Annotated in this window: 11 protein-coding genes; all 11 read left to right on the top strand. The window is 44.7% G+C overall.

Features of this window, described 5'->3' with window-relative positions; translation table 11 throughout:
* Positions 1-12: 12 nt before the first annotated feature.
* A complete protein-coding gene (ftsH, locus tag I6N90_RS23120; protein ID WP_197938151.1) occupies positions 13-2,013 on the top strand; it encodes an ATP-dependent zinc metalloprotease FtsH in 2,001 nt (666 codons plus the stop codon).
* Positions 2,014-2,288: 275 nt separating this feature from the next.
* Complete coding sequence (locus tag I6N90_RS23115; protein WP_197938150.1) at positions 2,289-3,317, top strand: BMP family lipoprotein; 1,029 nt, start codon at positions 2,289-2,291, stop codon at positions 3,315-3,317.
* Positions 3,318-3,449: 132 nt separating this feature from the next.
* A complete protein-coding gene (locus I6N90_RS23110; protein WP_197938149.1) occupies positions 3,450-4,997 on the top strand; it encodes an ABC transporter ATP-binding protein in 1,548 nt (515 codons plus the stop codon).
* 5 nt (positions 4,998-5,002) lie between these two features.
* Complete coding sequence (locus I6N90_RS23105; RefSeq protein ID WP_269669553.1) at positions 5,003-6,085, top strand: ABC transporter permease; 1,083 nt, start codon at positions 5,003-5,005, stop codon at positions 6,083-6,085.
* A 1-nt stretch (position 6,086) separates the two neighbouring features.
* Positions 6,087-7,040 (top strand): ABC transporter permease, encoded by a 954-nt coding sequence (locus I6N90_RS23100; protein WP_197938148.1) that lies wholly within the window; start codon positions 6,087-6,089, stop codon positions 7,038-7,040.
* Positions 7,041-7,073: 33 nt separating this feature from the next.
* Positions 7,074-7,472: a VOC family protein gene (locus I6N90_RS23095; protein WP_232243287.1), complete on the top strand. Its 399-nt coding sequence runs from the start codon at positions 7,074-7,076 to the stop codon at positions 7,470-7,472.
* 279 nt (positions 7,473-7,751) lie between these two features.
* Positions 7,752-8,690 (top strand): quinolinate synthase NadA, encoded by a 939-nt coding sequence (gene nadA, locus I6N90_RS23090; protein WP_197938144.1) that lies wholly within the window; start codon positions 7,752-7,754, stop codon positions 8,688-8,690.
* 49 nt (positions 8,691-8,739) lie between these two features.
* Positions 8,740-10,353, top strand: coding sequence for an L-aspartate oxidase (gene nadB, locus I6N90_RS23085; protein WP_197938143.1), 1,614 nt, complete (start codon positions 8,740-8,742; stop codon positions 10,351-10,353).
* On the top strand, positions 10,346-11,230 hold the full coding sequence (gene nadC, locus I6N90_RS23080; protein WP_197938141.1) for a carboxylating nicotinate-nucleotide diphosphorylase: 885 nt from the start codon (positions 10,346-10,348) through the stop codon (positions 11,228-11,230). Before nadB ends, nadC begins: the two co-directional genes overlap by 8 nt.
* Positions 11,227-12,000, top strand: coding sequence for a type III pantothenate kinase (locus I6N90_RS23075; RefSeq protein ID WP_197938139.1), 774 nt, complete (start codon positions 11,227-11,229; stop codon positions 11,998-12,000). Before nadC ends, I6N90_RS23075 begins: the two co-directional genes overlap by 4 nt.
* Positions 12,000-12,905, top strand: a complete 906-nt coding sequence (gene hslO, locus I6N90_RS23070) for an Hsp33 family molecular chaperone HslO (RefSeq protein ID WP_197938137.1) — start codon at positions 12,000-12,002, stop codon at positions 12,903-12,905. Before I6N90_RS23075 ends, hslO begins: the two co-directional genes overlap by 1 nt.
* The last annotated feature ends 3 nt before the right edge of the window (positions 12,906-12,908 follow it).

Raw genomic sequence — 12,908 nt, 5'->3', positions numbered from 1 at the left:
AGGAGGTAGGGGATGAATCGGATCATCCGAAATACAGGTTTTTATTTGATTATCTTTTTGGTAACCGTTGGCATATTCCAATACATTAGCGGTCAAGGTGATAAGACCAAGCCGTTAAGATACGATGAATTTCGTGTTCAGGTTGAGTCTCGCAATGTAGCGGAAGTAAAGGCTAAGTTCGATAAACAATCGTATTTAGTAAAAGGTAAATATAAAGTAATCCCTCCTGGACTAGAAAGTGAAAATTTCACAACTCGTCTAAGTACAGATGCAGCGGAAAAGTTGGACGACTGGGAGAAGGAATATGGCTTCAAACTAACATCTGATCCAATGGATGTGCCTAGCTTCTGGGTTACATTCCTAACGTCCATCATTCCTTTCATTCTTCTGTTCGTGCTGTTCTTCTTCTTGATGAATCAAGCTCAAGGTGGCGGCGGTAAGGTGATGAACTTCGGCAAGAGCCGTGCTCGCCTCTACAACGAAGAGAAAAAGAAAGTAACATTCGAGGATGTTGCTGGTGCAGATGAAGAAAAGCAAGAACTTGTTGAGGTCGTCGATTTCTTGAAAGACCCACGCAAGTTCAATCTAGTAGGAGCTCGTATTCCTAAGGGCGTATTGCTCGTAGGTCCTCCTGGTACTGGTAAAACATTGCTAGCTCGTGCAGTTGCTGGCGAAGCAGGCGTTCCTTTCTTCAGCATTTCAGGTTCTGACTTCGTTGAGATGTTCGTCGGTGTCGGCGCATCCCGCGTACGTGACCTATTCGAAAATGCGAAGAAAAATGCTCCATGTATCATTTTCATTGATGAGATTGATGCTGTAGGTCGTCAGCGTGGCGCAGGTCTAGGCGGCGGACATGACGAGCGTGAGCAGACGCTCAATCAATTGCTAGTTGAAATGGATGGTTTCGGTGCTAACGAAGGCATAATCATCATTGCAGCGACTAACCGTGCTGATATTTTGGACCCTGCACTTCTTCGCCCAGGCCGTTTCGACCGTCAAATTACGGTTGACCGTCCAGATGTTAAGGGCCGTGAAGCGGTACTAAAAGTTCATTCACGCAATAAGCCGCTAGTTGATGATGTTAAACTTGATATTATCGCGAAGCGTACTACTGGATTCAGTGGTGCAGATTTAGAGAACCTACTCAATGAGGCGGCACTTCTAGCTGCAAGACGCAACAAAAAAGATATCAACATGAAAGATATCGACGATGCAATTGACCGCGTAATTGTCGGCACGGAGAAGAAAAGCCGTGTCATCAGCGATCGCGAGAAACGTATTGTCGCTTATCACGAAGCAGGACATACGATCGCAGGCTTCTTCTTGGAGCATGCAGATTTGGTTCATAAAGTTACAATCATCCCTCGTGGACGTGCAGGCGGTTACGTCATCATGCTTCCGAAGGAAGATCGCATGCTTGTAACGAAGCAAGAATTGCTTGATAAAGTAACTGGATTACTTGCAGGCCGTGTAGCTGAGGAAATTTTCATCGGCGAAATCGGTACTGGCGCATACAGTGACTTCAAATCAGCAACTGGCATCGTACGCAGCATGATTATGGAGTATGGTATGAGCGACAGACTTGGTCCAATGCAGTTCGGAAGCTCGCAAGGTCAAGTGTTCCTAGGCCGTGACATCGGTCACGAACAGAACTACTCTGACGCGATTGCTTATGAGATCGACCAAGAGATGCAAACCATCATCAACGCTTGTTATGACAGAGCGCGCAAGCTACTTAACGAGAAGAGCAAAGAAATGCATTTAATTGCAAATACGTTGCTTACTCAAGAGACGCTTGAGATGGAGCAGATCAAATCACTTATCGAGAATGGCACTTTGACTAGTGGAGATGGTGGATCTGAAGGTTCATCAGCATCGCTATCAACTGCAGAGCCAATTATCGAAGAGATTGGTGATGTGAAGGTGCGTATTCAACCTCGTGATGAGGATGAAGTTAGCCCGTCAACACCGGCTGATTCTGACAACAGCTCCGAAGATCCAGATAAGAAATAATAGCAAGTCCATATGGTCAAAAAACGTCCCGCTGTTCCTTGTGAGCAGCGGGATTTTCTCGTTATCTGACCATATTTTCCAGCTATTTCTACTATCTAATTTCTCACATAAAAATTATGACAGCGCATACGGGAATCTAACATCATTTGATTGACGTAATACTTTTTGTCACTATAATGAAATAATAGCGGCCTAGTTCAGCAATACTGTAAAGGTATCGTTGCCCTACAGTTCGTTAGTACTACACAAACCAGTATAGAAGGGGAGTTCGACGCATGAAAAAGACATTGAGCACAATGATCATGCTAGTTTTAGCTATCACTCTTGTATTGTCAGGCTGCGGAGGGGACAAGAAAAAAGAGGCTGAGAAGGTTGTATCTGATGAAACCGGCAAAGGATTTAAAATCGGTATGGTTACTGACGTTGGCGGAGTAAACGATAAATCCTTTAACCAAAGCGCTTGGGAGGCTTTGCAAAGAGTAACAGCTGAAACTAGTGCTGAAACGAAGTTCCTTGAAAGTAAAGGCGAAGCAGATATGGAGCCTAACCTTAACAGCTTCGTGCGTGAAGGTTTCAACTTGACTTGGGGTATTGGTTTCTTGTTCACGGATGCGCTTACAAAGCTAGCAGCTGAAAACCCAGACGCTAAGCTTGCAGTTATTGATGCAGTAGTACAAGCTCCAAACGTAGCTTCGGTTGTATTTGCTGAGCATGAAGGTTCCTTCTTGGTTGGTGTAGTAGCAGCTCTTACGACAAAAACTGACAAAATCGGTTTCGTAGGCGGCATGGATATTCCAGTTATTAAACGTTTTGAAAAAGGTTTCGTAGCGGGCGTTAAAGCTGTTAAGCCTGATATCAATGTAAACGTTGTATATACTGGCGCATTTGATAAGCCAGACCAAGGTAAAAGTGCTGCAGCTACAATGTACAACAGCGGCATCGACATTATCTTCCACGCTTCTGGTGGAACAGGAAACGGCGTATTTAACGAAGCAAGCGATCGCAAGAAAAACGGCGAGAACGTTTGGGTTATCGGCGTAGATAAAGATCAATCCATTGAGTTCGGACATGAAGTAACGTTGACTTCCATGGTTAAAGGCGTAGAGACAGCAGTTCATAAAGTTTCCAAAGACTTGATCGCTGGCAAATGGGCTGGCGGTACTGTAGTGGAGCTTGGTTTGAAAGATAACGCTGTAGGTCTAGCTGAAACTTCAACTAAAAACGTTACTCCAGAAATTTTGAAACAAGTTGAAGAATATAAAACTAAGATCGTAAACGGAGAAATTAAAGTTCCAGCTGAATAATTAAGCCCTTTTAAAAAACGATATTGCACGATGGCCATTACCATGAGACAAGACCGGCATCTGTCGGTCTTGTCCTGTTTTCTGTTTGGAGTATGAAGAGTCAAAAAGTCGATCCCGGGAGATGATGAGAGCATGGATCAGAGCGGGGCAGTAGTACAACTGAAAGGTATTACAAAGCGCTTTCCAGGTTTAGTTGCAAACGATTCCATCAACTTTGAGCTTAAGAAAGGTGAAGTACATGCCTTGCTTGGCGAGAATGGTGCAGGTAAGTCCACGTTAATGAATATTTTGTTTGGATTATATCAGCCTGATGAAGGCGAGATATGGATTAATGGCAAGCAAACCGTCATCGACGGAGCGTCGAAAGCAATTGATCTAGGTATTGGGATGGTGCATCAGCATTTCAAACTCGTACAACCATTCACAGTGGCAGAAAATATTGTGCTCGGCAATGAACCGAAAAAAGGTCTGACGATCGATTACAAGCTCGCAAATAAGAAAGTAAAAGATATTTCCGAGCGTTATGGATTGAAAGTAGATCCGCAGGTGCGGATTCAAAATATTACGGTTGGTATGCAGCAACGAGTAGAAATTTTGAAAACGCTGTATCGTGGAGCTGAAATCGTTATATTCGATGAGCCGACAGCAGTATTGACCGTGCAAGAGATCGAAGAACTAATCGGAATTATTCGTAATTTGGCTGCTGAAGGCAAGTCCATCATTATTATTACGCATAAGCTTAAAGAAGTTATGGCATTATCGAATTCAGTTACCGTTATCCGTCGGGGTAAAGTTATTCGCACAGTTAAAACGAGCGAGACAAGTGAACGTCAGCTTGCTGAATTGATGGTAGGACGCGATGTTACTTTCCAAGTGGAAAAGACGAAGAACAAGCCAGGCGAGGTTGTACTCGATGTGAACAACCTTCTTATGAAGGGTGATCAAAGTAAGCTGGCGCTTAACGGTACTACATTCCATGTGCGAGCTGGCGAAATTTTCGGTATTGCGGGCGTTGATGGCAACGGTCAAAGCGAGCTCATTCACGCAATTACAGGTATGGTTAAACTGCAAGGCGGTACAGTGAAGCTCAATGGCTCCGATATAACGAATAAATCGCCAAGAGATGTTTCAGTCGCAGGTGTAGGTCATATTCCAGAGGATCGCCACAAACATGGTTTGGTGCTTGATTTCGCGCTTAGCGAAAATATGATTCTTGACATCTACTTCAAACCAGAGTTTGGACGTTATGGTCTAATTGACTATAAGGCTATGGACAAGCTTGCAGACAAGCTCGTTGCTGAATTTGATGTACGGACATCGGGCATTCAAACGCATGCAAGAGCACTGTCTGGAGGAAATCAGCAGAAAGCAATTATTGCTCGTGAGCTGTATAAGAACCCAAATCTGCTAATTGCTGTACAACCAACTCGGGGCTTAGACATTGGTGCGATTGAGTTCGTGCACAAGCGCTTAGTGGAAGCACGAAATGAAGGAAAAGCGATCTTGCTTATATCTTTCGAGCTAGATGAGTTGTTCGCTCTATCAGATCGAATTGCCGTTATGTATGAAGGTAAACTAGTAGGTGAAGTTGACGCGGATCATCGGAATGATGAAGAGCTTGGACTGCTTATGGCAGGTAATAGCTCAGGTGATTCGAATGCAAGTAAAGGAAGGAGTTAGCGGATATGGACATGATCAAAAAAATATTCAACAAGTCATCGTTGCTTGTTCCGCTCGTATCGATCCTCCTTGGACTTATCGTGGGAGCAATTGCGATGTTAGCAGGGGGTTATAACCCGCTTGTAGCTTACAGTTCCCTAGTAGATAAAATTTTCGGAAGCCCTTATGATATCGGAGAGACGATACGTGCAATTACCCCGCTTATTTTTACGGGACTTGCAGTGGCATTCGCATTCCGGACGGGATTATTTAATATTGGGGTAGAAGGTCAGTTCATCATGGGTATGACTGGCGCTACACTTGTTGGTGTATTAGTTGAATTGCCATGGTATATTCATGGGCCACTTGCTGTCTTAACAGGAGCATTGTTCGGAGGTCTGTGGGCTGGAATCGTAGGTTATTTGAAAGCTAAGCGCGGGGTAAATGAAGTTATTTCCTCCATTATGCTTAACTGGACTGCGCTATATTTGGCAAACTATATTGTAGCGACGTTTCTTCTTGAGAAAGGCCAACAGAAGTCGAGAAACGTTCATGAGTCTGCGCTTATGAACATCGACTGGCTTATCGACATTATGGACAAAGCTAGAATGCACTGGGGAACTGTCGTAGCTATGCTATGTATCTCCATCTTCTACATTTTATTATGGCGCACAAAACAAGGTTATGAGCTACGTGCTGTAGGTCATAACTCAGATGCAGCCCTTTATGCAGGTATGAACGTTAATCGTACGATTGTGAAATCGATGTTTATAAGCGGTGTATTCGCTGGACTTGGCGGAGTCTTTGAAGTACTAGGTGTGTTCGGTAATCAAACGATTATGGCTTCATCATGGGGCTACGGTTTCGACGGTATAGCGGTAGCGCTTCTCGGCGGAAATACACCAGTTGGCGTATTCCTAGCGGCTACTCTATTCGGTGGATTAAGCTATGGCTCGGCAGGTATGAGCTTCGGCGCTGGCGTGCCTAATGAAATCGTACGAATCGTTATCGGTTCCGTAATCTTCTTCGTTGCAGCACATGGTATCGTGAAGTTTATTATTAAGCCGTTTATGGTTAAACGCTCGAACAAGCGGAAGGAGGCGGCGTAACATGGAGATAATGGGTCAGTTAATTAATACGACGCTTGTGTTTGCTACTGCGCTTATCTTCGCCGCTCTTGGCGGTATGTTCTCGGAGCGTTCAGGTGTTGTCAACATTGGACTTGAAGGTCTAATGGTATCAGGTGCTTTCGCTGCTGCTGTTGCAACAGATTATGCTTCACAAGCAGGTATGGGTGCTGGTTCACCTTGGGTAGGATTGGTAGCTGCCATCATCTATGGCGTATTGTTCTCGCTATTGCATGCGGTCGCGACGATTACGTTTAAATCAGATCAGACCGTCGTTGGTGTCGTGATCAACATATTGGCGCTTGGTGTGGCGATCTATTTCACACGCAGCCTATACGATGGTTCGGCACAAACAAGTCAATTACAAGATGTATTTAGTAAGGTAGCTATACCTTTCCTTTCCGAGATTCCAATCATCGGAGAAGGTTTGTTCCGTGCCTACCCTACAACGTTCATCGCAATCATTCTTGTATTCGTAAGCTTCTTCGTCCTGTTCAAGACGCCATTTGGTCTTCGTCTTCGTGCAGTGGGCGAACACCCAAGCTCTGCGGATACGGTTGGTATTAGCGTTGCGAAATATCGTTACATTGGTGTTATGCTAAGTGGTGCGCTTGCTGGTCTTGGCGGTGCAACAATTACACTGACTACAACTAGCAGTTTTGCGCATAATACGATTTCAGGCCAAGGTTTTATCGCGCTTGCCGCTCTAATCTTTGGTAAATGGAATCCGCTTGGGCTTGCGGGTGCTGCTTTGTTCTTCGGTTTCGCTCAAGCGATCCGTAACTTTGCACAACTGTTCGAATTCTCCAAGCAAATACCAACAGAAATTTTCTATATGTTGCCTTACCTGCTTACACTAATTGTACTCGCTGCAGCTGTCGGACGTAGTCATGCACCAGCAGCGCTAGGTCAACCTTACGATCCAGCTAGACGTTAATCTCTATTCACGAATATGATGGGAGGGAATTCGATGGGTAACATTCATACATTCCTTATGTTCGAGGGGAAAGCCGAAGAGGCAATGAACTTCTATGTCACACTATTTGAGAACTCAGAAATTTTGAGCATCTCAAGGTATGGACCGGAAGGCCCTGGAGCTGAGGGTACAGTCATTCAAGCGACCTTTTCCTTAAAAGGCCAGACCTATATGTGTATAGATAGTCATGTGAAACATGCCTTCACATTCACTCCTTCCATTTCCTTGTTCGTCAATTGTGAGTCGGAAGAAGAGGTTGATCGTCTCTATGAAAGGTTAAGTGCCAATGGTTCGGTGTTGATGCCTTTGGGTGCATATCCATTCAGTCGTAAGTTCGGCTGGGTTTCCGATTCATTCGGCGTAACTTGGCAATTAAACTTACCGAATGGGTAATAATAGAGGTGCAATAAAGTCGACGTAATATCAACAATGAACGATGAAAAGGCCCGCCATTACGATGGTGGGCTTCTTTTCTATAAAATGAGGACTCATCCATTGACAGACCCATCTACCACGTGTAAATTAAATCTTAATCAAATGAATTTATCCCTTTTGGTTTAAACTATAGGTAAGCGACTTTCATAGATTGTGCATCATTTCACAAAGTTGTTATTGCCGTAATACGGAATGGGAGCTCAAGCCCCCATCCCTCATAAGAGGAGAGGATCTATCGTGGAAGCACTGGCACTGGAACGCAAGGCGGAACAAAACCGTGAGCTGCGTGAACGGCTGATGCAATTAAAGAAAGAGCGTAATGCTATCATTCTTGCTCATTATTATCAGCGTGATGAAATTCAGGAAGTAGCGGATTTCCGGGGGGATTCTTTCTTGCTCGCACAGAAGGCTGCGGAGACGGATGCAGAAGTTATCGTATTTTGCGGCGTTCATTTTATGGGCGAAAGTGCGAAGATTTTGGCTCCGAACAAAACAGTTATTATTCCTGATGAGCGTGCAGGTTGCCCAATGGCAGATATGGTTAATGTGGATGGCTTACGCAAACTTAAAGCTCAGTATCCGAACGCCAAGGTTGTTACTTATATCAACTCCTCTGCAGAGATTAAGGCAGAGACAGATATTTGCTGTACATCAGCCAATGCGGTGAAAGTTGTTAATTCGGTGGAAGGCGACGAAGTGATTTGGGTGCCAGACAAAAACCTCGGACACTACGTTCAGCAAAACACAGACAAAAAAATGATCATCTGGGAAGGCTATTGCAACACTCATGATATGCTGACCGTCAAAGATGTAGAAGAGATGAAAGCAAAGTACCCGAATGCACAATTTGTTGTTCATCCGGAGTGCCGTCCTGAAGTAGTGGAATTAGGCGACTTTGTCGGTAGCACGACAGCTATTTTAAAATATTGCAAAGACTCCGATTGCCAAGAGTTTATTGTAGGTACAGAGGATGGAACAGGTTATCAGCTTCGTCTTGATAGCCCGAATAAGACATTCCATTTTGCATCGAAATATTTGGTATGTCCTAATATGAAGGTTAACAATTTGAAGAAGCTTGTAAAATGTTTAGAGACGATGCAGCCGCAGATCTACGTACCACCTGCAGTTGCTGACAAAGCTCGTTTGTCATTAGAGCGTATGCTACTTGTAAAGTAGTATGCGCTACTGCTATTGCCAAAGATGAGTTGGAGCTGGAGGAGCCGGTATGATTCCTAGATATTTAATCGATGTGGAGCTAAGCAAGCTTCCTGTGCTAGATAAAGATGTAATCGTTATAGGGGCCGGCATTGCCGGTCTTTTTACCGCTATTCGGGCAAGTGAAAACAATTCCGTACTCATGATTACGAAAAAATCGCTAATGGAAAGCAACACTCGTTATGCGCAAGGTGGTATTGCTGCGGTTATATCGGATGAGGATTCACCTGCTTATCATAGCCAAGATACTCTAATTGCTGGTGCAGGATTATGTTCGAGCGAAGCGGTAGATGTGTTGGTACATGAGGGTCCTCAAGGTGTGCAAAGCCTTATTCATATGGGAACACAATTTGATTTGGAAAATGGCGAGTTTGCGTTAACGAAAGAAGGTGCGCATAGCCAAAGGCGTATTTTGCATGCTAATGGTGATGCAACAGGTTTCGAAATCGTACGAGCTTTATCCGAAAATGCGATGGCCAATCCGAAGATCGAAGTGTGGGATGATCATTTTGTAATAGACCTAGTAACAGAGGATGGCGAATGTTGTGGTGCAATCGTACAGAAGCCAAGCGGTGAACGGTTATTTGTAAGAGGAAAAGCTACCATATTATGTTCAGGTGGCGCAGGTCAACTATATCGCTATACAACAAACCCAGAAGTTGCGACTGGCGACGGTATTGCGATGGCATACCGCGCGGGCGCTTACATACAGGATGTAGAGTTTATTCAATTCCACCCAACTTCTCTTTGCTACCCAGGAGCACCACGGTTTCTGATTTCTGAGGCTGTTCGAGGAGAAGGAGCAGTGCTTCGTAATATTAAGGGTGAACGGTTTATGGACAAATACCATGAGCAGGCAGAACTTGCGCCTCGAGATATCGTTGCACGTGCTATTGTTAGTGAGATGGAAGAAACGAAGTCAACGTTTGTCTACATCGACATTACGCATGAATCTGCAGATATGGTAAAACATCGTTTTCCTACTATATATGAATATTGTTTGCGCTATGGACTTGATCTAACATCAGATTGGATTCCAGTAGCACCTGCAATGCATTATATGATGGGTGGCGTGAAGACTGATCTACATGGTGAGACAAACATTAAGAGGTTATTCGCATGCGGTGAAGTATCTTCTACGGGCGTCCATGGAGCCAATCGGCTTGCGAGCAATTCGTTATCAGAGGCAGTTGTATTCGGTCACCGTATTGTAAAAAGAATTAATGAGCTTTCAAATCTTGAAAAGCAGCCAATGATCGAAAATGAATTGGAACGTAACAGCATCTCCATTCAAGCTGTCGTTGAAAGACGGTTGAAACTTCAAAAGATTATGGTTCGTTATGTCGGGCTTCGTCGTAACGAGGCAGGTCTCAGCAAGGGACTTGAGGAATTGAAGCGACAGCTTCCTCTGTTCCAAACCATTCTTTCACACCGTGAGGAGTTTGAGTTCGCGAATTTGCTCACATGTGCACTGTTAACTACGGAAGCGGCATTGCAAAGAGAAGAGAGCCGAGGGGCACATTATCGGGAAGATTTCCCTTTACGTGATGATGAGGGTTCAAGGAAACATACGGTATTGCACCGGATACAAGGAATTACCGAGGAGCGAATAGAAAATGTTTGAATGGACGACAGGCGGATATGACGCTGCCTTGCGAAATCAAATTCAAGGCTGGCTTGCTGAAGATATTGGAAGCGGCGATATTACGACGGAAACGACAATTCCGGCGAATTCTCGTTCTAAAGCAGTCATTCATATGAAAGAATCTGGCATTATTGCAGGTATACCGGTTGCAAAGCTGGTGTTTGATGTGGTTGATCCGACATTAGTATTCCAGTCATTCGTTCAAGATGGTGATTCGGTCGTTAAAGGAACGGTTATTATAGAAGTAGAAGGAAGTACACATAGTTTGCTTACTGGTGAACGGCTAGCGCTTAATATAATGCAGCGTTTGTCCGGTATCGCCACAAAGACGAATGCTTTTGTACAAGCTTTGCAAGGACTACCTGTACGTTTAGTTGATACACGCAAAACAACGCCAGGTCACAGAATGCTTGAGAAGTATGCTGTGCGCGTAGGCGGAGGTTCTAATCATCGCTTTGGACTCTATGATGCTGTTATGATTAAAGACAATCATATTAAAGGTGCGGGCGGTATAACAGCTGCAGTTACTGCCTCAAGAAAGCAAATTCCGCACACGATGAAAATCGAAGTGGAAACGGAGTCGATTGCTGAAGTTACGGAAGCATTGGACTGCGGCGCAGATATCATAATGCTGGACAATATGACCAATGATTTAATGACGGAAGCAGTCACTTTCATTAAAGGACGGTCCCCACAGACAATTATTGAAGCTTCCGGCGGGGTATCGCTAGAGACGATTCACGGCATTGCAGCTTGTGGAGTAGATGTCATTTCAGTTGGTGCACTTACTTACTCATTCCAGGCACTGGACATTAGTCTCGACCTGAATGAAAAGAAAGGTGGCTACTCGGTATGATCTTTGTCATCGATGTCGGCAATACGAACATTGTACTCGGTATCTATCGAGGCAAGGAGCTGCTGCACCATTGGCGTCTGAGCACAAATCGTTCTGCAACCGTTGATGAATACGGGATGAATATTCACAACCTGTTCCATTACGCAGGTGTACGTATGGATCAAATCGAAGGCGTTATTATTTCCTCTGTAGTGCCGCCGCTTATGCGGACATTGGAGCAACTTTGCTTAAAATATGTTCGTAAGGCGCCACTAGTAGTTGGGCCAGGCGTTAAGACAGGTCTTAATATTAGATATGAGAACCCTAGAGAAGTTGGAGCAGATCGCATCGTCAATTCAGTAGCGGGTATCGAAAAGTATGGAACACCGCTAATTGTTGTCGATTTCGGTACGGCAACAACGTTTGATTATATCGATCCGAACGGCAGTTATTTAGGTGGAGCAATTGTGCCGGGTATTGGCATTTCGACAGAGGCTTTGTATCAGAGGGCTGCTAAATTGCCGAGGATCGAGCTTACCCGACCTAAAAGTGTTATTGGACGTAATCCAGTTACGTCGATGCAAGCAGGTATTATTTTCGGCTATGCAGGACAAGTTGATGGTATTGTAAATCGCATTCGCGCTGAGTTTAGTGTTACGCCGCGCGTCATTGCGACTGGTGGACTAGCTGAACTGATCGCGGCGGAATCGGAAACTATTCAGGAAGTTGATCCATTACTGACTCTTGAAGGTCTGCGTATTATATATGAACGCAATCAGGAGGGGCAATAATGAAAGAGCAGTTAAAGGATGTGCTAGTGCGAGGAACAGCATGGGATGGCAAGATACGAGTATTCGCAGCACGTACGACGAACCTTGTAGAGGAGTTGCGCCAGCGGCATGATACGTTCCCGACTGCATCAGCAGCGCTAGGCCGCACGCTCACAGTAGCGGCAATGATGGGGGCTATGCTCAAGGGACAAGAGAAACTGACGATTCAAGTGAAAGGCGATGGCCCTATTGGTGCGGTTGTTGTGGATGCGAATTCGTACGGAGAAGTGCGCGGATATGTAGATCACCCGCAAGCTCATCATGGGAGCAACGTGCACGGTAAGCTTGATGTTGCTGGCGCTGTCGGCACAAGTGGTTATATCTATGTGACAAAAGATCTAGGAATGAAAGAGCCTTACAAAGGAAGCGTTCCTATTATATCTGGAGAGCTTTGCGAAGATTTTACGTATTACTTTGCCGTATCCGAACAGACTCCTTCAGCGATCGGGGCTGGTGTACTTGTAGACCCGGATAATTCGGTTAGACACGCAGGTGGATTTATTGTGCAGCTTATGCCTGGACTAACCGATGCAGAAATTACAAGACTTGAGCAGGCTATCGCAGCAATGCCGCAAGTTACCTCACTATTAGACCAAGGACATACTCCAGAAGATCTACTTCGCTTTGTAGTAGGTGACACGGATTTGGTCATCCACGATAAGATGGATTTGGTTTTTAAATGCCAATGTTCTTCTGAAAGAGTCGAGACTACATTAATTAGTCTGGGACAGCACGAACTAGAACAAATTATAAAAGAAGAAGGGCAAGCGGAGGTTGTATGTCACTTCTGCAATGAGAAGTATACGTTTGAACGGCCGCAGCTTGAGCTGCTGCTAGATCAAGCGAAACCAAAGCCGATCCAATAATCG

It is taken from the genome of Paenibacillus sp. GSMTC-2017, assembly GCF_016019935.1.
Taxonomy (GTDB): Bacteria; Bacillota; Bacilli; order Paenibacillales; family Paenibacillaceae; genus Pristimantibacillus.
This window is presented reverse-complemented; position numbering and strand designations above follow the sequence as displayed.